Annotated in this window: 17 protein-coding genes and 1 tRNA gene; 12 read left to right on the plus strand and 6 right to left on the minus strand. The window is 40.8% G+C overall.

The annotated features are described in order from the left end of the window. Window positions 1-2 precede the first annotated feature (2 nt). From JL001_RS19185 to JL001_RS19230, 10 genes are all read left to right on the plus strand, one after another. A tRNA-Arg gene (locus JL001_RS19185) sits at window positions 3-76 on the plus strand. A 315-nt stretch (window positions 77-391) separates the two neighbouring features. Next, a complete protein-coding gene (locus JL001_RS19190; protein ID WP_200979108.1) occupies window positions 392-3007 on the plus strand; it encodes an alkaline phosphatase D family protein in 2616 nt (871 codons plus the stop codon). A gap of 249 nt (window positions 3008-3256) precedes the next feature. Further along, window positions 3257-3937: a glycosyltransferase family A protein gene (locus tag JL001_RS19195; protein WP_200979110.1), complete on the plus strand. Its 681-nt coding sequence runs from the start codon at window positions 3257-3259 to the stop codon at window positions 3935-3937. 43 nt (window positions 3938-3980) lie between these two features. Beyond that, the gene (locus tag JL001_RS19200; RefSeq protein WP_200979112.1) at window positions 3981-4802 is read left to right on the plus strand and encodes an alpha/beta hydrolase; all 822 of its coding nucleotides are present in this window, start codon (window positions 3981-3983) and stop codon (window positions 4800-4802) included. 244 nt (window positions 4803-5046) lie between these two features. Beyond that, the gene (locus tag JL001_RS19205) at window positions 5047-6489 is read left to right on the plus strand and encodes a DUF1254 domain-containing protein (RefSeq protein WP_200979114.1); all 1443 of its coding nucleotides are present in this window, start codon (window positions 5047-5049) and stop codon (window positions 6487-6489) included. A gap of 15 nt (window positions 6490-6504) precedes the next feature. Further along, entirely contained in the window at window positions 6505-7851 is a 1347-nt protein-coding gene (locus JL001_RS19210; RefSeq protein WP_200979116.1) for a DUF1214 domain-containing protein, read from the plus strand. 330 nt (window positions 7852-8181) lie between these two features. Beyond that, window positions 8182-8580, plus strand: coding sequence for a DUF3302 domain-containing protein (locus JL001_RS19215; RefSeq protein ID WP_200979118.1), 399 nt, complete (start codon window positions 8182-8184; stop codon window positions 8578-8580). Between the two features lie 51 nt (window positions 8581-8631). Beyond that, a complete protein-coding gene (locus JL001_RS19220; protein WP_200979120.1) occupies window positions 8632-9810 on the plus strand; it encodes an HlyD family secretion protein in 1179 nt (392 codons plus the stop codon). Window positions 9811-9814: 4 nt separating this feature from the next. Continuing rightward, window positions 9815-11209: a TolC family protein gene (locus JL001_RS19225; RefSeq protein WP_200979122.1), complete on the plus strand. Its 1395-nt coding sequence runs from the start codon at window positions 9815-9817 to the stop codon at window positions 11207-11209. A 162-nt stretch (window positions 11210-11371) separates the two neighbouring features. Beyond that, a complete protein-coding gene (locus JL001_RS19230; protein WP_200979123.1) occupies window positions 11372-12349 on the plus strand; it encodes a DUF6438 domain-containing protein in 978 nt (325 codons plus the stop codon). An 8-nt stretch (window positions 12350-12357) separates the two neighbouring features. Here JL001_RS19230 and JL001_RS19235 read toward each other — a convergent pair whose 3' ends face one another. The 6 genes from JL001_RS19235 to JL001_RS19260 form a co-directional block, all read right to left on the minus strand. Continuing rightward, on the minus strand, window positions 12358-13449 hold the full coding sequence (locus tag JL001_RS19235) for an SGNH/GDSL hydrolase family protein (protein ID WP_200979125.1): 1092 nt from the start codon (window positions 13447-13449) through the stop codon (window positions 12358-12360). Between the two features lie 12 nt (window positions 13450-13461). Continuing rightward, window positions 13462-14937 (minus strand): sulfatase, encoded by a 1476-nt coding sequence (locus tag JL001_RS19240; protein WP_236252903.1) that lies wholly within the window; start codon window positions 14935-14937, stop codon window positions 13462-13464. A 7-nt stretch (window positions 14938-14944) separates the two neighbouring features. After that, window positions 14945-16525 (minus strand): arylsulfatase, encoded by a 1581-nt coding sequence (locus tag JL001_RS19245; protein WP_200979127.1) that lies wholly within the window; start codon window positions 16523-16525, stop codon window positions 14945-14947. Window positions 16526-16649: 124 nt separating this feature from the next. Then, window positions 16650-17267 carry a DUF4230 domain-containing protein gene (locus JL001_RS19250; protein WP_200979128.1) on the minus strand — a complete coding sequence of 206 codons (618 nt, stop codon included), beginning with the start codon at window positions 17265-17267 and terminating at the stop codon, window positions 16650-16652. 194 nt (window positions 17268-17461) lie between these two features. Beyond that, on the minus strand, window positions 17462-19012 hold the full coding sequence (locus JL001_RS19255; RefSeq protein ID WP_200979129.1) for a sulfatase: 1551 nt from the start codon (window positions 19010-19012) through the stop codon (window positions 17462-17464). Window positions 19013-19055: 43 nt separating this feature from the next. Beyond that, window positions 19056-20507 carry a sulfatase gene (locus JL001_RS19260; RefSeq protein WP_236252904.1) on the minus strand — a complete coding sequence of 484 codons (1452 nt, stop codon included), beginning with the start codon at window positions 20505-20507 and terminating at the stop codon, window positions 19056-19058. A 294-nt stretch (window positions 20508-20801) separates the two neighbouring features. Here JL001_RS19260 and JL001_RS19265 point away from each other — a divergent pair, with 294 nt between their 5' ends. Beyond that, entirely contained in the window at window positions 20802-21377 is a 576-nt protein-coding gene (locus JL001_RS19265) for a DJ-1/PfpI family protein (protein ID WP_200979130.1), read from the plus strand. Window positions 21378-21483: 106 nt separating this feature from the next. Beyond that, window positions 21484-22899, plus strand: a complete 1416-nt coding sequence (locus JL001_RS19270) for an SDR family oxidoreductase (RefSeq protein ID WP_200979131.1) — start codon at window positions 21484-21486, stop codon at window positions 22897-22899. Window positions 22900-22907: the final 8 nt, after the last annotated feature.

The following is a 22907-nucleotide window of genomic DNA, read 5'->3' on the forward strand; positions in this document are numbered from 1 at the left end:
AAGCGCGCGTAGTTCAACTGGATAGAATATCGGATTTCGGCTCCGAGGGTTGAGGGTTCGAATCCTTCCGCGCGTACTCAAACCTCCCAATGATGATCATTGGGAGGTTTTATTTTTTATAAGCCTTAAATGGTAAAGCCAACAATCCATAGACGGATATAGATTTGATTACCAACCCATTACCAGTCCGTATTAATCCTTTCTATCTGTGGCGGATAAATCCTTATTTTTATTGAGAAAGAAATTATTCTTAAATCTTAAGAACCAACTCATTATTTCTTTCATTTTATTTTCTATTAACAAAAATTATCTTCATTTCCCTTTCTTTATAGCAAATTTATATGTTAATTGATCAGTCCTTTTGGACTAAGAATTTTATTGCGACAAACATATGAAAAGAAGAAAATCCCTTAAGATAATGGCCTTAGGTGCTTTGACACCAAGTATGGGTCTTTTATCTTCTCCTCTTACGAATATTAAAAACGTTATAGATAAAAATACCAGCCTGCACTTTGAAAGTGACTGGCAGCTTTGGCCGGACATGGACTGGGTTGGCCCTGAATATTGGGGCAACAGGTTACAGGACTGGAAAATACAGGATGGCCGAGTGCTATGCCAAGTTGCTGGACCAAACAGGACTTTACACTGCCTGACCACCCAAGCCACCCAAGAAATTGGTACTTTGGAAACCAGCATTGATTTTCAAATCAACAAAGACCTGCCCGTTTCAGACAAAAACTATGTAGGGATCCGACTAGGCATAAAAGGAAAATTCGATGATTACCGCTCAGCTGCGGTTCACGGAAAAGGCTTTGATATAGGCCTAACCACTAGCGGCAAACTGAAAGTGGGAAATGAACTTACGGCTATTCAGCATGATCTTAGTGAAGAGTTTACCCTTAAGGTCAGCTGTTCAGCTAACCACACTCCTACGCTAAACATTAGCTTACTTTCCAAATCGGGAGCAAGCATTGCAACAGTAGAAAGTCAAAAACTTTCCCAAGAGCAATTGGCAGGAAATATAGCTTTGGTAGCCAATATCCAGGATGATTATAAGGAGATTCAAGAAAGCACTATTGCAGCCAGCTTTGGGGACTGGAAAATCTCAGGGAGTAAATTGATCTCGAGCAGTGAACATGAATACGGTCCAATTTGCTTTGCCCAGTATACCCTCAACAAAGGAACACTTAAGCTGACTGCGCAACTAACGCCTGTGGAGAAAGTGGCAGAGCATCAGGTGAAGTTTGAGGTAAAGGACGGTGAAAACTGGAAAGAAATGGGAGTCACTGAAGTAGAACCTATGTCCAGAACGGTTCACTTTAGACAGGAGAGTTGGCCATACCAAGAAGCCGTCCCTTATCGGATCCAACTTCAATTACCCATAGAAGGTGAAACAAGGCACTATGCTTATGAGGGAACTATTTCTGCAGAGCCAAAGGCCCAAGATGAGGTAAAAACTGCCGTCTTTAGCTGTAATTGTGATTATGGTTTTCCAGATGCAGAAGTTGCTCCCCATGTGGCTTGTCATGAGCCTGATCTGGCCCTTTTTGTGGGAGACCAATTCTATGAGGGCACTGGTGGCTTTGGTATCCAGACTTCACCCGTAGATAAGGCCGCTTTGGATTACCTGCGCAAATGGTACATGTTTGGCTGGTCCTACCGGGAAGTATTCCGGCATATCCCTTGTGCGATCATTCCCGATGACCATGATGTTTACCATGGAAACATTTGGGGTGAAGCTGGAAAAGCAGCAGATATTTCAGGAAGCTGGGGAGCTCCCGCACAGGATTCAGGCGGCTATAAAATGGCCCCTAAATGGGTCAATATGGTGCAAAAATGCCAAACCAGCCACCTGCCAGACCCTTATGACCCTACCCCTGTCCAAAGAGGTATTGAGGTGTATTACACTGAATGGGTTTATGGAGGAATCAGCTTTGCCATCTTAGAAGACAGAAAGTGGAAATCAGCTCCTAAACATGTCTTGCCAGAAGAGGCAGATATTTGGAACGGTTGGATCAGAAACCCTGATTTTGACATCAAGAAGCACCGGGTAAAAGACGCCCAACTTTTAGGTGACAGGCAATTGACTTTCTTGGATGATTGGGCCCAAAACTGGTCCGAGGATGTTCAAATGAAATCATTGGTTACTCAAACCATCTTTAACACCGTTGCCACCTTGCCTGTTGAGGCCAAGGATGATAGTGTTGTTCCAAAACTGGAAGTGCCAGAAGCAGGAAAGTATGTTCTTGGAGACGAGATCAAAGGAGATATGGACAGCAATGGCTGGCCACAAGATGGCCGGGACCGAGCCGTGGATAAGATCAGGAAGTGCTTTGCCTTTCATATTGCTGGTGACCAACACTTGGCAAGTTTCTCCCAATATGGCATCGATCAGCATGGAGATGGGGGCTTTGCCTTTGCAGGTCCTGCACTCAATAACATTTGGCCTAGAAGATGGTGGCCTCCAGTGGCCAATCCGGAAAGCCATTCTGAAAGCAACCCTGTTTACACCGGAGACTTTGAAGATGGATTCGGTAATAAAATGACTGTAAAAGCTGTAGCGAACCCCAGGCTTACCCATCGTGAACCAGCCATCGTCTATGACCGTGCAACTGGGTATGGGATTGTCACCTTCAACAAAAAAGACAGGACCATCACAACTGAATGCTGGCCGAAATATGTTCATCCCTTGAAAAATCCAGCAGGTCAATATGCTGGCTGGCCGATCACAGTTTCACAAGAAGACAATTACGGACGTAAAGCCGCTGCATGGCTTCCAGAAGTCAAGGTCAATGGATTGAATAATCCTGTGGTGGAAATTATCGAAGAGAAAAGCGGTGAAAGCCTTTATTGCCTGGCCATCAAGGGCAATACTTTTGAACCGAAAGTTTTTGCCAAGGGAACTTATACCATAAAGGTCAAGGACAGTAATACTGGTAAGACCATAGAGAAAAAAGGCATTAAGGCCAACTCCCAATCCAAGGGAACCTTGATGTTCAGTGCATAAACCAACCTTAAAAAGCGGCCAATGGCCGCTTTTTTTATTTATTAACTTTTTGAACTTTTCCTTCTCGACAATAGGCTTTATTATTGATAGTACTATCAACCAGATAGCGCTACTTAGAAATATATAGTATCTTCGATTTATTAACAAAACCTCTGCTACAGTTTATTTACTTCTATGCTCAACTCTTATTCGTCCATCGAATTAACATATATAGTACCAGTCTACATTGATAATCAGGAAGCACAAATTATGGAAAAGTTTGTTGCGCAATATGAACAATTCAAGCCTGATGTCTTAGAGAAAATTCTTTTTGTATTTGTAGATGATTGCTCTCCTGTAGCGGTAAAAATAGCTTCACAAAAACTGAATTATACAGTTGCTAGGATAAAGGACGATATCAAATGGAATCAGGGAGGTGCTCGAAATTTAGGGGTACTGTTAGCCAAGTCAAGTAAGTTGATCCTTACCGATCTTGACCACACTTTCCCTGAAGAAACCCTTGCTTATCTTTTAAAACAACCCATTCCAAAAGTCATCTTCAATTTCAATAGGTTAAAAGATGGACAAAAACATACTATCCACCCAAATACTTTTTTCTGTTCAAAATCGATCTTCTATAAATCCTTGGGAGTTGATGAAGAATTTTGTGGAAACTATGGGTATGAAGACATTTATTTCATGGAACTACAAAAGAGCCTGAAAACAAAGGTTAAGACAATCAAAAGGCATCCGGTTTGGGTAAGAGAGCATAAGGAACATCAAGAAGAATCGCACCATACTTTAATTAGGGACGTTGAGGTAAATCAAAAATTATTAGAGAAAAAAATGAAATACCTTAAAACAAAGAATCCCTTAAAAGGCCATTCTAGATTATCTTTAAATTTCACTTGGGAAATAATCGAAGAAAACCTTTTAAAACAAAATACATAAGCATCCAATCCTTTGACCTAACAAATCAAAAAACAACATAATTATGAAAAATGTCCTATTGTTTACGATTTCTTTTTGCTTCGTCTTAATAGCCAATGCTCAAAACAGTTCATACGTCACTGAAAGTAATATCCCATATTATAATGCGGCCATTAGTGCTGCAGATGCCTATATCAACGAGCGATGTGTTTTGGACATATACTATCCCAAAGATAAAAAGGGATTTGCCACCATTGTTTGGTTTCATGGAGGAGGCTTAACTGGAGGCGAAAAAGAAATCCCCGAAGCCTTAAAGGAAAAAGGTTTAGCCATCATTGGTGTCAATTATAGACTTTACCCAAAAGTAAAAGCTCCCTCCTACATTGAAGATGCTGCAGCTGCCGTTGCCTGGGCTTTTAATCATATTGACGAATATGGAGGTGATCCTTCCCTGATATTTGTTTCTGGCCATTCTGCTGGCGGTTACTTGGCCAGCATGGTTGGTTTAGATAAAAGTTGGTTGGCAGAACATCAGATTGATGCTAATTTAATTGCCGGGCTAATCCCCTTTAGTGGTCATACTATCACACATTTTACTGTACGTGAAGAGCGTGGAATACCAGGAACCCAACCGGTAGTGGATGAACTAGCTCCCCTTTATCATGTTCGCGCCGATGCCCCTCCTCTTTTGCTGATCACTGGAGACAGGGAAATGGAAATGCTTGGTCGCTATGAAGAAAATGCCTATCTGATGCGTATGATGAAAGAAGCTGGACATACTGAAACAACGCTTTATGAAATGGATGGGTATGGACATAACATGACTTGGCCTGCTTTTCCTTTGTTGTTGAATGAAGTGGACAGGATTACTAAAATGAAAAAATAAACTAGTAATAAAATGCTTTTTGCAGTTTTGAGCAGTCCTTATACGGGATTGCTCTTTTGCTTTATAGCCATCTCTCTTTCGTACCCAAAGTTGGTCATTTTTTTAGTTTTTCAATTCAGCTAATTTTTGCACGGATTTATAATCCTTTTCATCATCTACCTATTCCTTTTTAAAGCCCACCAATATATGTTCTAATTTAATGAACGGTAATAACATTGTACAAAATCATGATATTGAAACAATTATGAAAATTTTTAATATGCCAAAAGGACAATCTAAGCTTACGCTATCACTCTACTTCACATTGTCACTTATTTATGCCTTGGTATCTTGCAATCCACCTGACAACACTTCCAATCTACCATCTTCGATCACTGCTGAAGAAGCCAAAAAACTGGCCGAGGAAGCTTATATTTATGGATTTCGCATTGTGGAAAATTACAAAGCCATTTTTGGAATGTGCATAGCGAAGCAATCACCCGCTTACTCTGGATTTAATAATTTCTTGCATGGGAAAAAGTTGTATGATCCAGATTATACCACCGTGGTTTCCCCTAACAATGACACTTTTTATTCAACCACTTGGGCGGACCTTAGTGAAGAACCTTTGGTCATCGAAGTCCCCAAAACTGGAGACACTTATTTTGTAATTCAATTAGTGGATATGTTTACGGACAATTTCGCCTATATCGGTACAAGAACTACTGGTAAGGATGGAGGCACATTTCTTTTGGTTGGCCCTGATAATGACGGTGGATTTGATACTGAAAAGTTTGATAAGATCTTTGTCTCTAGAAGTAGGTATGTAGCTTTAGCCACCAGAACCGCTACTGATGGCACTCAAAGCGGTAATGAAAAAGCCTACGCCATCCAAGATGGTCTTAAGTTGTCATCATTAAGTGACTACTTGGGAGTTTCATCATCTTCCAAGGCCAACCTTGAGTCAAATTTCCCTATTTATAATCAAGACTCTCTATACGCCAAACCAAAACTCTTCCAATATTTAAATCAGTTTTTGGAATGGCAAGCCCCTGGCTTTGAAGAAAAAGAATTAATGGAAAGTTTTTCTAAAATCAATGTAGGCCCTTATCAAACTTTTGACATTGGTGGTTTTAACGAGGATGTTCAAGCAGCAATATTAGAAGGGATACAATCTGCACATCAAAAAATCGTAGACAAAGCCAGCAGCCTTGGAACGCGTGAATCAGGATGGGAATATACACCTCCTATGGGAAATTATGGACAAAATTACCTTTTCAGGTCTGCAGTTGCCTTTAAATTTATCTACACCAACAGTCCAGAGGAAGCCATATACCCCATTGCAGAGGCTGATAGTGACAATGAAAGTCTAGATGGCAGCAAAAACAACTATGTTTTACATTTTGAAAGTGGTGAGACACCTCCGGTTGATGCATTTTGGTCAATGACCATTTATCACTCAGACACACGTCTTATGGTAAAAAACCCTATCAACCGCTACTCTATTGGAGACAGAACTCAGGGATTGAACTACGACAGTGATGGATCCCTTACCTTATACATTCAAAATCAGCAACCTGAAGGATCCAAAGCCAACAATTGGCTCCCAGCCCCAGATGGCCCTTTTTATATCATTGCGAGAATGTATATTCCGCAGGAACCTGCCTTAGATGGCAGTTATAAACTACCTGCTATTTCCAAAGAATAATCCATGCCTTTTATAATGAACAATCGTAAAAAAGCTTTCCTATCAAATATATGCTTAATTTTAGCTTTGGGCATATCATGGTCTTGTACTTCCAAAACTTCAAAGGGCTCACTGGAAACTGTTACAGAGCAGGAAGTCACTAATAGCTACGTATATCTTTTAAGTCGGGCCCTGGTGGTCAGGCAAGAGCAAATGGATTTTGATGGAACAGGCTTGGAATACAATTCCATCAAATACAATGAAGCAGGTAAAGCAGATTTCGTGAACCCAAACCTAGATGTAGCCTACATGGAAGCATGGATTGCAGTCGATGAACATAGTGCTGTAACAATTGAAATTCCAGAAATTAAGGACCGGTATTACACTCTACAATTACTTGATGGGTGGGGAGAAGTAATAACCAATATCAATGAAAGAAATTACCCAGATCATCCCAATGGTTTGTTTGTGCTCCACCTTAAAGATTCTGACATCGACCTTCCTGACGATGCCTTCCCCATTGAAGTGCCCGTTAAAAAGATCAAAATGCTCGCAAGGGTAGAGTTACAAGATACCCTTGAAGAAGCAGTATCCTTACAGCAACTCTTTAAGATGAGTGCAATAGGTTCTCCCAATATCGCTCCTACAATTCCATTCCCTCAATTCACGAACAAAGAACTCCCTACAACAGAACTCTTCTCATATGCTGAAGACTTTCTAAAAACTCCTGATGTAAAAATGAACTCTAATGACTCTATAAGAACTATTGTCCAAAAAGTAAAAGAATTCATTGACTCATCTCCCGAAAGCAAAGCCCAGGTAGATTCAATAATCACACACAAAACAATCCCACAATTCTTGACCTTTGCTACCACTAAAGCGGGGAAATTTGAAAATGGTTGGTTGGCAACACTTACAGCGGGCAATTACAATGGCGATTATTGGACGAGGACATCAGCCAACTTTGTAGGTATTTGGGCTAACACTTCTGAAGAAGTTATTTATTTTATTGCGGCTAAAGATGCCGATGGTCAAGTGCTGGGGAATGGAAAAAGCTATAGTCTGACATTTCCCCCCGAAAACTTACCAGTCAAAAATGTTAATGCATTTTGGTCCGTAATATTAGTTGGCTTTCCTGACTATAGGGTGGTCAGCAATGAGCTAAACAGGTTTAATTTCAACAATTTTTCCACCTTTGATTATGGAGAAGATGGTTCCTTGACCCTTTACATTTCACCCAATTATGATAGTAAATGGCCAAAAAGCAATTGGTTACCATCCCCTAAAGATGCTGCATTTAACCTCACGCTGCGGATGTATGTACCTCATGAAAATGTGCTAGAGGGAAAATGGTTTCCTGAAAGCCTAAAAGTCATTGAGTAAAAGAATTAAATAACTAATAAAACCACTGATCAACTTGTACATTTTGATTTAAAACAGGTAGTCAATTCGATCTCTCACCTATTGAAACTACTATTAATCACCAATTAGTGATAAAACTATCTAATAGTTAAAATTTGCATGAATTTATAATCTTTTTCAAGCCATAAATGCTTTATTCCTTCTTTAGAACATAATTAGTTAAATTAATCTTACTGACTAACAACATGTTAGATTAGGAATCTACCTTATAAACTCCATTTAGATCAATTGCTACTTAATGCTGCTAAAGATGATCTCATAAACACTAGGCTCCACAAAACCATTGAAATCATGAAAAGGTTTTTCTACAGTTCTAAATCCATAAAATTAACAGCTCTCTTTTGGCTGTTTCCCCTATTCTTGCATGCCAGCGCATTTGAAGACAAAGTAGCAGATGTGGTCAGCTGGTTGGCCTTGATCGTCGCTCCGATCATCATGATCACAGTCTTTTTGATGATTCATGTCCTTCCTGAAAAAATCGCGGAAAAGCGCAATCACCCACAGGCCCAAGCCATCAAAACCTTGTGCATACTCTCCCTATTTTTTGGTGGAATACTATGGCCCCTAGCTTGGCTATGGACATACTCCAAGCCCGTTTTTTACAAAATGGCCTATGGAACAGACAAAGGAGATTACCACGAAGAAACCTTTGATGACCTTAAAAAGGAAAAAGATCAGGATAAATCCTGAAAACCCATTCTCATCATTTAGCCAATTCTCACTTTCCTTTAATTCACCAACATGGAAATTTTATTACTTCTGATTTACGCTGGAATAGTTTGGTTGATCTTTTTCAAGTTCAAGCTCTTGCCTTGGAATACCATTTCGCAAGCCATAGTCATTATCATTCCAGTTGTCGCCATTTCCTTATTAATCTTGATACTTAATATCGTCGCACCTTCTTCCCATGATGTAAGGGTCATGAACTATAATGTAGAGATCGTACCACGAGTGACAGGCCTGGTGATTGAAGTTCCTATCTCTCCCAACCAGCATGTCAAAAAAGGAGAGGTATTGTTCAAAATTGACCCTACTCCTTTCGAGTTAAAAATCAAAAAACTAGAAGCCAAGCTACCAGAACTTGAAGCAAAATTGGTTGGAGCAAAGGCATTTGACAGGGAATTGGAATCCCAGTTGACCACTGCCAATAGTCAGATCCAAGTCATCAACACCCAAATCACTCTGGCCAAAAAGCGTTTTGCCCAAACAAAGGAATTGGCGGAAAGTGGTGCCGGGTCACAATTTGAATATGAAGAAGCAGAAACCAACTTAAACAACCTTCAGGCTCAACTCGCAGTAGCAGAATCCCAAAAATCCCAAGTGATTCAAAAACTCTCTGCCCAAACGGAAGAAGGTGAATTGGCCGAAATATCACAGGCAAGAGCTGCATTGGTACAGACCAAGTCAGATATTGCCTATGCCCAGTGGGAACTGGATCAGACGGTCTACCGAGCCCCAGCAGATGGCAGGGTGATCAACCTCCAGCTTCGCACCGGTGCCATGGCTGTTCAATTCCCCATCAAACCTGTGATGACCTTCATAGAAGATGAGCAATGGGTCGTTGCCCTATTTCATCAAAATGAGCTTCGATATGTGGAAAATGGTAATGAAGCAGAAGTGGCCATCCGTACACATCCCAATAGAATTATCAAATGTGAGGTAGAACATATTGTCTGGGCCAATGCCCAAGGCCAGCTGACTACTTCAGGCAGGCTGCCAGATACCAGGACAGATGGCTATCATGAGGGACGTTTTGCAGTCAGGTTAAAAATAGATGAAAACGAGGATATCTTCCTCGCTCCGGGTGCTGTTGGGCAAGGTGCTATCTATACGGAGCATGGAAAACTTATTCATTTGGTTAGAAAAGTGATCGTTAGAGTAGGTACAAAAATGGATTGGCTAATACTTAAACTGCACTGATATAATGAAGAATCTTTCCCTTATCGGTATTGTTTTTATAGGTATAACTATCTCTCCTTTTTCATGCAAGGTGAAAGAACCACCTGCCCTGGAAGAGCTTCAAGAACAAGCTTTTGCCAATTTCATCTTACCATCTACCTGGCAACAAGCGCAAGAGTCGCAGTCCGACTCCACTCTATTCAATGAGAATTGGCTGATTGAGTTTTCCAACCCCACCCTGGATACTTTGGTGGGGGAAGCGTTGGAATACAACCTGGACCTGAGCGTGGGAGAATCCCGTCTTTCGCAAGCTGAGGGTTATGTAAAGATGGCCAAAAGTGCCCTCAGCCCTGCTCTGAATATCCTGGCACGAGAAAACAGCAAGCTAGGCGGTGACTTTGGGGGTGGACTGAATGGTGCTATATTTTCAGCAGCGTGGGAATTTGATATTTGGGGCAAGCTCCGAAATACCAAACACGCCCAAATACAAGAATACGAAGCTGCTGCCATGGAGCTAAGTTTCGCTAGGCTTTCTATCGCGGCAGCTGTGGTCCGGAACTATTATCTGGCCATTGAAATCTACTTGGAAAAAGAGCTCGCCATGGAAATGCTTGACCTGTCTGAGCAACTGGTACAAATAGCTGACAAGCGCTTTCAAGTAGGCATTGGCAATGAAAAGGATTTGGTGATCGCCAAAGCTAACCTGACCAATATCAAAGATGGTTTTAGCTTGCTGGAACTGGCGTATAGTAATCAAATCAGAGCGCTGGAATTATTATTAGGCAGATACCCTTCCAGCCTAATAAGCATAGAAGGGGATTTGATGGAAATCAACAGCATTATCCCAGCCGGTATTCCCCTTCAGATATTGGAGCGGAGACCTGATGTCTTGGCGGCCCAGCACCGCTTCAATGCAAGTTTTCACCGGGTTCGGTCAGCCAAAGCAGCCCGGCTTCCCCAAATAAGCCTTACAGGAGGTTTTGGTGCGGTAAACAGCAATATATTTACCTTAGTCCCTGAGTTTTCCAACCCCATCAGGAGCTTGGGTGGTTCTTTGGTAGCCCCTATTTATCAAGGAGGCATTCTTAAGGAGAACCTTGAAGTCAAAACGTATGAACAAGAACAGGCTGTCCACGAGTATGCTCAGACCGTGTTGTCTGCCATTAATGATGTAGAAAGCACCCTGGAAACGGTACAGACAGTTGATCAACGAGAAAGAATTCTAAAGGAGGAAGTCCAGCAAAACCAAAAAGCCTATGAGCTGCAAGAAATCTCCTACAAAGTAGGTAAATCTGACCTTAGAGACCTGACTTTACAACAAATGGATCTCTATACTTCCCAAATCACACTGCTTCGGGTACAAACTGAAAAAATCGTCCAAAGGGTCAACTTGTATCTTGTCTTAGGTGGGTCGATGTAAATATCCATTAGTGTGACTTGCAGTGGCCTTTTTAAAAAGATATACTAATATTTGACAGACTTCGATCTTATTGAAAAAATATTACCTTGCTTAAATTGAAAGGTCAAAGTATCCTGTTTCTTTGAGCCAAATTACCATTAATAGGTTTGAGATAGCTATTAAATGATACGATCAGCATTGACATATACACTGTCGCTTGGACTGCTGTTTATTCTTGGCACCCATCAGGTAAAAAGCCAAGAAGACACCAGTTCAGTTTCATCAAAGATCGAAAATTTGAATTCTGATAAAGATGTTATTTTATTTCTAAACGAGCTTGGAGGGCTTTTTGAGACCTTCAAACTGAAAGCCATTTCTGAATTCCAACCAGAAAATGATCCAACACTTATTAAAAGAATAGCTGACTCCCTAAACATCAGAGGTCGTTACTTTAAAGGAGATTTTGACAATAACCAAGATAGAGACCTTTTGGTCACTGGGGAGCAATATGGATTTACATCCTATTTAATAATGGCTTTTGATAAAGATTCTGTCCAGGTAATTAACTTGTCCAATGGACATTACTTTCAAGACTTTATTTTTCCCTCTGTCAGAAATGATTCATTGATTGATGCTTTTTACTTCCCCCCAGAAGTGTACTTTTCTGACCATGATGTCAATCCTTCAATTGAAGTAAAAACCCTTACTTTTAAATTCGGCCATGTCATAGAAGCCAATAGCCATCCAATGCCCCATGAAATCACTAAAATTGAATTCAAAACTGGCTATTGTTTCGGCACCTGCCCTGTATTTTCTTTAGAACTATTCCCGTCATCCTTATCGACTTTTCATGCAGAAGCTTACAATTTTAACGAGAAAAGAGGGGAACTATCCAAAGAAATGGATTTTAGAACTAACATAAAAAAGGAATCGTGGGATGAAATCGTTCAAATATTGAATTACATCAATTTTCCTGAACTGGAAAACGAATATGCTGTGAATTGGACAGATGACCAAAAGGTTTTTCTCACCATTCACTATGATTATGGGCAGGTAAAAACCATTTCTGACTATGGACTACGAGGTACTTTTGGGCTGAATTTGTTGTATCAAAAACTATTTGACTTACGAAACAACCAAGATTGGGAGGAAATCAAGTAAGACCTATTTTACTTGCCAGAAAAAATCTCTTTAAACTTTTTGATATAAGCATCTGCATAGTGCCGCATTCCCAAATCGGTTGGGTGGGTACCATCTACAAAATCATCATTTCCCATATTGATTTCATCATAGGTCAACAGGTAAAGCTGATCCACTCCCCTCTTCTTCAACTCCTGAAAACAGTCTTCAGTCCATTTGTTGAGCAATAAGTAAGTCTGCTCACGTTCAGAATCAATCAAACCATCTGAATAGCCATCATGTTCCACCAAAAGGACAGGCGTATTAGGATGTTGGGCTTTGAGGGATTTTACTGATTGCAAGATTTTTTCTTTTACCACCTCTTCTGTAAAGCCACCTCCAGGTCCAAGGTTAGGCAAACAGTCCAGCACAAAGGCTTTCGCGTCTATGGTATTGATATATTCAATCAATTCTGGCTCCAACCGACCATTGCCTGAAAAAGCCAAATTGATCATTGGCATATCCATTTCCCTGCCCACAATATTCGTCCAAGCCATTCCTGGACGTGAGGCACATGCTCCCTGTGCAATGGAAGTACCATAAACCACCACTGGCTTTTCGGTTCTTTTCTCAATAAACTCAAATCTATCTTGCCCATTCACCCCGATCATAAGGCTATCGACATGATTATATAAGGGCAGATAAAGTTGGTATTCGCGCCCTTGGGTTGGTGAATCTGGTGTAATGAATTGGTAGCTCACTTCTTTTCCAAAACTATATTTTCCCCTGACCCAAATCCATTGCCCTTGATCATTCTTGGTGTATAAATCCAAGCCACTCACACCGGTTGCAGGCATATGGGGCATTTGTAGATTACCACCAGGCTTATATTTTATCTTGATTTCTGCCGCATCAGATTGAAACCGCAACAAGACTCCTGCCGCATGTCTGGACAACCCCCAAACCGGTTTCCTCACTTTCTGCTCAGCATCATCAGGTAACCGATTATAGCCTATTCCCTCCCAACCTTGACCTTCTAATATTTGACCATCAGCTGCCAATGGATCGTACCAGACCAATTCTTGGGCCGCAACAGATAGCTGAATTAAAAGCAGGGAGACAATAAGGGCATATTTTTTCATATGAGTTGGAATTTATTGCATTACTTGTGCTTGCTTGTTTTTTTCAAATGAAGCATCATATGCTGGGTTTCTTTCTGTAGGAACCGGAGCGCCGGTCACTTTTCTCCATTCCTGAAGTTTTGTAAAAAGAGCAGCGGTTACCTCTGGAAATTCCTCTGCTACATTGTGCTGCTCCGTAAGATCTTCCTCTAAATTATAAAGTTCAAGGCCGCCATCTTCAAAGTACTCGTGCAATTTCCATTTTCCCGATCTGATCACCGATCCGGGGCGGGTCCTGAACAAAGGGTCTCTTGCTTGGTCATCCTTAGGGGAATATGCCTCCAAATAAATAGGAAAGTGCCAAAATAAATCCCTATCCACCAAACTTTCCCCATCAAGCAGCAAAGGGCTCAAGTCCTGACCATCTAAGTTTGGGTTGTTTTTTTCAGCTCCAATGATGCTTTGCAAAGTAGGAAAAAAGTCCATTTGCATTACCGGTTGATCCACTTTTTGTCCTGCTTTGATCTTATTAGGATATTTGATCACCATCGGTATTCTGATTCCACCCTCATAATAGGATCCTTTACCGGCACGCAAAGGGTATTGGTTGGATGTTTTGCGGATTCCACCATTGTCAGAAGTAAATAGGATTATGGTGTTTTCCTCCAAACCTAAATCAGCCACAGCTTTCAGCAACCTTCCCACATTTTCATCCATTGAAGCAACCATGGCTGCATAAACTGCATTATCCTGCCCTCCCGAACCTTCTTTGGACTGGTACTTTTCTACAAATGCTGGCTTTCCCATTAAAGGACTATGGACTGTGTAAAAAGGCAAATACAAAAAGAAAGGTTTTTCTTGATTTGTCTCAACAAATCGAATGGCCTCATCAGTTAGACGATCTGTCAAATATTCCCCTTCTGGTCCATCTTCCAAGTGTTCTACATTATAAGGACTAAAATATCCGTCCTTCCCTGGGTTTCCCCTGTGATTCCCTCCTACATTGACATCAAAGCCCATCAAAGTTGGGTCATCACTGACATGCCACTTTCCAAAAGTCCCAGTGGTATAACCATTCTCATGGAACATTTCACCAAGGGTAAACAATGAGTCAGCTAATGTGTCATTGTTCTTTGTGGGAATCAATTGCCTTGTTTTCGAATTACCCCGATCAGAGGGACTTACTGTATAAACACCGTGTCTTGGCCCATACTGGCCACTGATCATATTGGCTCTTGAAGGAGCACAATTGGACGCACCTGCGTAAGCATTCGTAAAAACTATTCCCTCTTGACTTAGCTTATCTAGGTTGGGGGTTTCATAATAATCACTGCCCATAAAACCCAAATCTTTCCAGCCCAAGTCATCTACATTGATCAGGATCACATTAGGCTTGGATGGTGCCAACATAGTGGCTTCCCCCTTCTTTGAGCATGCGCCTAAAATCAGTGTCAATCCTAAAATAAGGAAGTGAAGTAGAATAGGTTTTTGTTTGGTCAATTTTTTCAAGGTTACTTTAATTTTGTGCTGCGGTTTGTCCAAGCATTCTATCCACAAAATTCCAATTATCAAATTCAGGTGATCTATGCTCCTTTTTAACAATTTCATCTAGTTGCTTCAAAACCTCAGGGTGTTGCGCTGCAATATCATTTTCCTCATTTCTGTCAGACTCTAAGTCAAATAGCTGCCAAGGGCTTTCAAGATTTTTAGCCACATCAGTTTTAACGCCTTTCCATTTCCCCATACGAATAGCCAATTGACCTCTTTTTTCAGGATATTCAAAGTAAAGGTATTCGTGGTTTACTTGCGCTCCACTGTTCCCTAACAAGGTAGGTAAAAAAGAGATACCATCTGTTTCCTCAGGCACTTTAGCTTGGGCCAATTCTCCCAAAGTAGCCATCACATCATATTGGGCTGAAATATGCTCACTGACGCTCCCTGATTTGATCTTTCCTGGCCACCTGGCAATCATAGGCATGCGAATTCCACCCTCATAAACATCCATTTTCAAACCTCTCAGGCCAGCGGTACTTTCAAAATAAGCCGCATCCACTCCCCCATTGAAAGTAGGGCCATTGTCACTGGAAAACACCACCATGGTATTTTCATCCAAGTCAAGCTCTTCCAACAAAGTAAAGATTTTACCTACTTCCTGATCCAAATAACTGATCATTGCCGCATAAGCTGACTTTGGAAATTCATGTGGTGCGTAGCCTTGCTGCCCCAAATATGGCTCTTCCTCAAACTGCCCTAAATAAGGCGTCAATGCTTCATCTGGAACTTGTAGTGAGACATGAGGGATCGTATAGGGCAAGTAAAGGAAAAACTCTCCATCCTTATTTTCACGAATAAAAGCTTCCGCTTTTTCTGTCATTTTATCCACTGCATAATCATTGCCTTTGTATGCATCGAAAAAACCTTCATCACCATATTCCAAATCACTCTTTTCGAATTGTTCCAGCGCTGATTGGCTTCCTTTGCTATTTCTGGCTGAAGGAGTATGCACAAAAATATAGGGGTTATTGAGGCTGTCCCATTGATCATTTTCCCACAAGTGGGTTGGGTAAAAGTTATGGGCTTGACGTTGGTCCAAGAAACCATAAAAATAATCGAACCCTTGCTTGCTTGGCTCACCTGAATTGCCCACCATACCTAGGCCCCACTTTCCTATTCCCGCCGTTTTGTAACCCGCATCCTGTAGCATTTTCCCTATCGTTATGGTTCCTGCAGGAATTGGCTGTTGACCATTTTCAATTTGATCTGTAAAGCTTGCTGGCATTACAGGCTTGTTTCCCCTGATATAAGAATGTCCGGTATGCTTTCCTGTCAAAAGTGCGCACCTTGCAGGCGCACAAACGGGAGATGAGGTATAATGCTGGGTAAACACCATCCCTTCGCTGGCCATTTTATCCAAATTCGGAGTTTTAATCTTACTTTGGCCATTAGGTCCAATTTCTCCATAACCTAAGTCATCTGCATAGATATAAATAATATTGGGCCTTTTCATCTCTGACTTTTGCTCTTCCTTTTCTGATTGGCAAGAAACTATACCAAGGACTCCAACTATACCTAATGCAACCCGTAAAATTGACTTCATAATTAATTTACTTTTGATTCCTTTTTAAAAATATAATTTTAATACTGAAATCAAAAGTAAAAACTTCATATCCTTACATTATCAAAAACAAATGGTTAATAACTAATTCAGTTGGATCATTTTATCAGTGAGTTGCCTTCAATTGAAAATCCTTTTCATTGATTACCTCTTCGCCTTCATAAACCAACTTCCACCCTAAAGAATTGGTCAATACATAGAAACGGGCCAATTCTGCAATGAGTCTGCCTTTAGCTTGGTCTTTAAGGTCTGAGGCTTGGATTTTTTTCTTCAATGAGGCATTTACTCGTGTCTTGATGGTATTGAAATCATCTGCGTCAAAAGGGTTAAAATAGTCCCCCTCTGCATCATAATATTGGAAATCAGGGAAAATTTTCAACTCTGGCTCCGGGATGGATTGAATAAATAATGTCTTGGAGGTCTCATCAATCTGAAACGCAATCATTGACAAATCGTAGGCAATCTGAACATCTGCATTCACCACAACCAAGGCTTTCTTTTCTGTCCTCCACAAGTTGCCAAAAATCCCTTCAGACTGTTTGTAGTTATATACTTGAGAAAAATGACCTTCTGTTACAATCAACTTGCTAACATTGTTAACCTCTTGCTGAATCAGGCTGGTGCTCTCTTCTAACGTGTTTTTTTCTTCAACTCCTTTAGATACCCAACGAATAATGCCCCAAAGTGCAAGTCCTATTAAAACTCCAAACAAAAATTTCCGCATAGTTAACCTTTTTCAATTTGGAAGAAAGATACCGATTTTTGAAAAGATCTTTCCAACCAACAGTGTAAATGTCATTCACTTAATCAGGTGGTTCAACTTGCCGAAAGGGATAATGCCTATTCAAAAACTGTAAAACAAAAAAGCACTAAGCCCCAACCGGAACCTAGTGCTTTTCAGGCACAAACTAAAAGATATTATTTCTTCTTAATTTGAGCTTCGTCAATATCTTGGTGAAAGGTCTCCTCTGCCTCAGTATCTTCATATTTCTTGATAGCCTCTAGCAACTTAGACTTCATTTCCTTCTGAACTTCCGCATATTGCTCCTCACCATAAACGTTGTTCATTTCACTTGGGTCTTTTTGCAAGTCAAATAATTCCCAAGAATCCACCTGATTGTAAAAACGGATAATCTTATAGCGGTCCGTCTTTACGCCAAAGTGCGGAGATACATTATGTTCGCCTACTTCATAATAATGATAGTAAAGAACTTCCCTTCCCTTTTCTTTTTGACCGGTCAGTACAGGCAGCATCGACTCTCCTTGAAGGTCCTCTGGAATAGTCACCCCCGCAGCTTCCAAAACGGTTGGGGCAATATCCAAATTCATGACCATTTCGTTGGATTTTGTACCTGGCGTGATTACTCCTGGATATTTCATCATCATTGGAGTGCTAAAAGACTCCTCATACATAAACCTCTTGTCAAACCAGCCATGCTCTCCAAGGTAAAAGCCTTGATCTGAGGTATAGATTACAATGGTATTTTCATCCAATCCATGTTCTTTAAGGTAGTCCAAAGTACGGCCAATATTTCTATCCATGGATTCCGCAGTGGCCAAATAGTCCCTCATGTATTGCTGATATTTCCATTCCACCAATTCCTTTCCTGAAAGGTTCATCGCCTTTAACTCCTCATGAATAGGCTTATAATGCGCATCAAATTGAGCTCTTTGCTCCGGGGTCATGCGGGTAACATTTCTGTCCTTTGTATCATCTGGAAACATTTTCAGGTCATAGCCCATGATCATGGTTTTGTCCACAGACATATCATTTTCCATCGCTGCCTGTCTTCCTACATAATTATCGTAAAAGTTATCAGGAATAGGAAAAGTCACATCATCAAACATGTCCATGCCCTGCAAGTCAGGCATCCAAGTTCTATGAGTTGCTTTATGGCCAATAATCACACAAAAAGGCTTATCAGGGTCTCTTCTATCCAGCCAGTTTTCTGCTGCATCTTCAACAAGGTCACTTACATAACCTTCTTTTCTAATTCTTTCCGTACTGTCTTTAATGATAAAGTCAGGGTTGAAATAGTATCCTTGACCAGGCAAAATTTCATAATAATCCAAGCCCTGAGGATTTTCACCTAAGTGGTACTTTCCGATCCAAGCGGTTTGATAACCTGCTGCCTGTAAATGTTTCACAAACTGGTCCTGTCCAGGGTTAAATTTGCTATCTGTGTTTCTTCTGAAACCGTTCAAATGACTGTATTTACCAGTCAGCAACACGGCTCGGCTTGGCCCACAAATTGAATTGGTCACATAGGCATTGTTAAACAATACACCTTCATTGGCAATTCGGTCAATATTTGGAGTTTGGGTAATTTGACTACCATAAGCACTGATTGCTTGTCGTGTGTGGTCATCCGAAACAATGATCACTATATTCGGTGGTTTTTGCTCTTCCGGCGCTGAACAGGAAAAGATGGTTACGGCCAAAATGACCCAAATTAAAATTCTTGACATGATTGGTGTATATGATTAATAAATATTTTTTCTATTATTTAACTTATTGATAAGTTTTGCCCAGGTCATTGTCTCTCACCTCAGCCAACTTCTCTTTTAGTCTTGTTTTAAAGTCGCTTACCACCTCTCTATATTGAGGGTTAAGGGCAAGGTTATTGAACTGCAATGGATCCCTTTCCATGTCAAACAACTCCATTCCTCCATTTCCATCTTCCTCATATTGGATAAAAGCCCATTTCTCACTCCTTAACAAGAATAGTGGCTTCCCTCTCCATCTGGAAACCGAAAAAGCCATATCCCTTACTTGATAAGATGGATCATCCAGCGTTTTTACCAAACTTTTTCCTTGAATGGCATTTGGCAATTCCAGCCCCGCTAGCTCCGCAATGGTTGGATAAAGGTCTATTAACTCAGCAAAAGAATGGCACACGGCAGGTTCTTTTCCTGGTACCTTGATGATCAAAGGGACTTTAGCCGATTCCTCATGCAAGCTTACTTTCATCCAAAAGTCATGTTCTCCCAAATGAAAACCATGATCAGAAGTAAAAATCACAATGGTATTGTCCTCAAGGCCTTCTTCCTTCAAGGTTTTCAATACCTTACCCACCTGGGCATCCATGTAGGAAACTGAGGCATAATAAGCCCCAATGGCTTTTTTCTGCTGATCTTCAGACATCTGTGCATTGACACTGGTCACGTAATTGATCCCATTGGCTGGGATATCATCCCAGTCTCCTATTACTTTTGGTGGCAAAACCATCTCTTGGTAAGGGAATGGTCGGAAATAGTTTTTGGGAGCCACGAAAGGCACGTGAGGTCTTACAAAGCCAACAGCCAAGAAGAAAGGTTCATCCTTATGTGCCCGAATGAGTTCAGATGCTTTTTCTGCGGTACGGCCATCAGAATGCACCAAATCATCTCCTTCGGCTTTTACAATCGTCATGACATTCCCCCCTTTTCTAGGTAAGGTTCCATAAGGATTACCCTGCACCAATTCAGCCTCTCCTTCTGCTGTCCACTCTGGACCTTTGCTGTTAAAACGTTCTTCCCAAGAGGCCTCATCGTCCGCCCCATCAGACCCCAACTCTATATCAATGGGAACCCCCATGTGATAAATTTTGCTCACACGGGCTGTATAATAATCATTCTGCTTAAAGAGCTGCGACCAAGTAACCTTATCAGGACCTAAATTCTCCCTTCCACTGGTGTATCCAAATGTCTCTGTAGCGTGTGGATAGTATCCCGACATAAATGAGGCACGGGATGGTCCGCATATAGGGAATTGACAATAAGCACTGCTATATAAAGTACCTTCTTTGGCCAACTGATCAATATTTGGAGTGATTTCTATCGGATTACCATATGCTGAAACTGCTGTGGCAGTAAGGTCATCCGCAATCATAAACAACACATTCAATTTTTCTCTTTTCTGGGCCGAGGCTGCAAAAAAGATAAAACAAAACAGGAAGGTGAGGATATTTTTTAAAGGTCTCAATTTAGGTTCTTTTTTATAGATTGAACAGTCAGCTTGAAGAATAAAAGCCTTATGGGTTTAATTATTTAGGCCATCAGCCAAAACAAATTTAAAAAAATATACATAACTTTAACTTTATTTTAACAAAACATACAATATCTATTAGCATTTTTTTCATAAACATTTTTCAACACTAAAACATGATGTTCATTTTAACCATTAATTAATCAACAAAGTAAAACGAAAGCACTTCTTAGAGCGTTGTAAAGGGTGATTATCTAAAATAAATTTCTTAATACTTTTAACCCTAAAATTATGTCTAAGAAAATTTTGATGCTGGTTGGTGACTATGTAGAAGACTATGAAGCCATGGTGCCTTTTCAAGCCATGCTTTCCGTTGGGCTTGAAGTCGATACAATTGCCCCGGAAAGAAAAAAGGGAGATACAGTTCCCACTGCTGTCCATGATTTTGTAGGCGATCAAACTTACAAGGAAACCCCAGGACACCGATTTGGAATCACTACTGATTTTGACCAGGTAGATCCAGCTGACTATGATGGGCTTTATGTAGCTGGAGGTAGAGCTCCTGAATACATCCGTCTAAATGAAAAAGTAATCAAGATTACCCAACACTTTTTTGAGAAGGACAAGCCTGTTGCAGCCATCTGCCACGGAATACAAATTCTCACCACGGCAAAAGTGTTAAAAGGAAGAACCCTAACAGCTTATGTAGCAGTAGGTCCTGATATCGAACTGGCAGGAGGAACCTGGAAAAACATCCCAGCTGATGAGGCTATTGTGGATGGTAACCTTGTTACCTCCCCAGCTTGGCCTGGCCACCCTGCTATTCTAAAGGAATTTTATAAGCTTTTGGGAATCAGTATTGGATAATAAAGTCTCTCGTCAAAAACGAATCAAAATGCCCAAACCTAGCGTTTGGGCATTTTGATTTTAAACATTTTTCCGTCATGAATGTCTTATAGTAAAAACTATTCAAGTGAAGATCTTACTGACAGGCGCTACAGGATATATTGGAAAAAGAATCCTTCCAGCTTTGGTGTATCACGGACACCAAGTAGTTTGTTGTGTACGGGACCGGAATAGATTTACTTTTCCTTCATCACTTCATGGCCAAGTGGAAGTCGTGGAAGTCGACTTTCTAAAAGAGAATACCCTAAACAATATACCCAAAGATATAGATGGGGCTTATTATTTGATTCATTCCATGTCCACAGCCGAGAATTTCAGTGAATTGGAGCTTAAATCGGCCCAGAACTTTAGAAAATGTATGGATACGACAACCGCCCAACATGTAATTTACTTGGGTGGTATCATCAATAACGAAGTACTATCCAAGCACCTGCTATCTCGAAAGGCTGTTGAAGATGAATTGTCTAAAGGAAAATATCATTTTACGGCACTGAGAGCAGGAATCATTATTGGTTCAGGAAGTGCATCTTTTGAAATCATCAGGGACTTGGTGGAAAAATTACCGATAATGATCGCTCCAAGATGGTTGCATACGAAATGCCAACCCATCGCCATACGCAATGTCATAGCCTACCTAAGCCGTTCTCTTTTCAACCCAATCACTTATGACAAACACTTTGATATCGGAGGGCCAGATATCTTAACCTATAAAGCCATGTTATTAGGCTATGCTAAAAATCGGGATCTTAGGAGGTCTATTTGGGTGGTTCCGGTTATGACTCCCCGACTCTCCTCGTATTGGCTTTTTTTCGTTACCAGTACTACTTACAAGCTAGCAGTGGCTTTGGTTGATAGCATGAAGGTAGAGGTCGTTTGTAAGCCAAACAACCTTGCCCAAGCGTTGGAAATTGACCCTATCCCCTATCAAACAGCTTTGAGCAGGGCTTTCACGAAAATTGAATCACAAGAGGTGATCTCTAGTTGGAAGGATTCATTGATCAGTGGTCGTTTTGATCAGAATATTTCAGAGTTTATTAAAGTTCCTAAACATGGCTGCATGCAGGACCAGAGGTCTTTGCCAGTCCATGATGAACAGCAATCCCTAGAAAAAATTTGGCAAATAGGTGGAGATACTGGTTGGTATTATGGCAACTGGCTTTGGAAGTTCAGGGGATTTCTGGACAAATTAGTGGGTGGCGTTGGACTCAGAAGGGGAAGAACGCATGTCCATACTATAAACACAGGAGATTCGGTGGATTTCTGGAGAGTATTATATGCTCAAAAGGAGGAAAAAAGGTTGTTACTTTATGCGGAGATGAAAGTACCTGGAGATGCTTGGCTGGAATTCAAAATAGAAAAAGGTGTGCTCACCCAAACTGCCACCTTCCGCCCCAAAGGACTTTGGGGCAGAATTTATTGGTATGCAGTCTATCCTTTCCATGGCCCCATTTTTGGAGGCATGATCAGGAAATTGGCTAATTAATTGGAGTG

Source organism: Echinicola sp. 20G (assembly GCF_015533855.1).
GTDB lineage: Bacteria > Bacteroidota > Bacteroidia > Cytophagales > Cyclobacteriaceae > Echinicola.

Coding starts and splice junctions, on each gene's coding strand:
- JL001_RS19215 (WP_200979118.1), top strand. CDS start 8,182: ATGAAAAGGTTTTTCTACAGTTCTAAATCCATAAAATTAACAGCTCTC.
- JL001_RS19255 (WP_200979129.1), bottom strand. CDS start 19,012: ATGTCAAGAATTTTAATTTGGGTCATTTTGGCCGTAACCATCTTTTCC.
- JL001_RS19210 (WP_200979116.1), top strand. CDS start 6,505: ATGAACAATCGTAAAAAAGCTTTCCTATCAAATATATGCTTAATTTTA.
- JL001_RS19265 (WP_200979130.1), top strand. CDS start 20,802: ATGTCTAAGAAAATTTTGATGCTGGTTGGTGACTATGTAGAAGACTAT.
- JL001_RS19230 (WP_200979123.1), top strand. CDS start 11,372: ATGATACGATCAGCATTGACATATACACTGTCGCTTGGACTGCTGTTT.
- JL001_RS19250 (WP_200979128.1), bottom strand. CDS start 17,267: ATGCGGAAATTTTTGTTTGGAGTTTTAATAGGACTTGCACTTTGGGGC.
- JL001_RS19225 (WP_200979122.1), top strand. CDS start 9,815: ATGAAGAATCTTTCCCTTATCGGTATTGTTTTTATAGGTATAACTATC.
- JL001_RS19245 (WP_200979127.1), bottom strand. CDS start 16,525: ATGAAGTCAATTTTACGGGTTGCATTAGGTATAGTTGGAGTCCTTGGT.
- JL001_RS19235 (WP_200979125.1), bottom strand. CDS start 13,449: ATGAAAAAATATGCCCTTATTGTCTCCCTGCTTTTAATTCAGCTATCT.
- JL001_RS19195 (WP_200979110.1), top strand. CDS start 3,257: ATGGAAAAGTTTGTTGCGCAATATGAACAATTCAAGCCTGATGTCTTA.
- JL001_RS19205 (WP_200979114.1), top strand. CDS start 5,047: ATGAAAATTTTTAATATGCCAAAAGGACAATCTAAGCTTACGCTATCA.
- JL001_RS19220 (WP_200979120.1), top strand. CDS start 8,632: ATGGAAATTTTATTACTTCTGATTTACGCTGGAATAGTTTGGTTGATC.
- JL001_RS19190 (WP_200979108.1), top strand. CDS start 392: ATGAAAAGAAGAAAATCCCTTAAGATAATGGCCTTAGGTGCTTTGACA.
- JL001_RS19200 (WP_200979112.1), top strand. CDS start 3,981: ATGAAAAATGTCCTATTGTTTACGATTTCTTTTTGCTTCGTCTTAATA.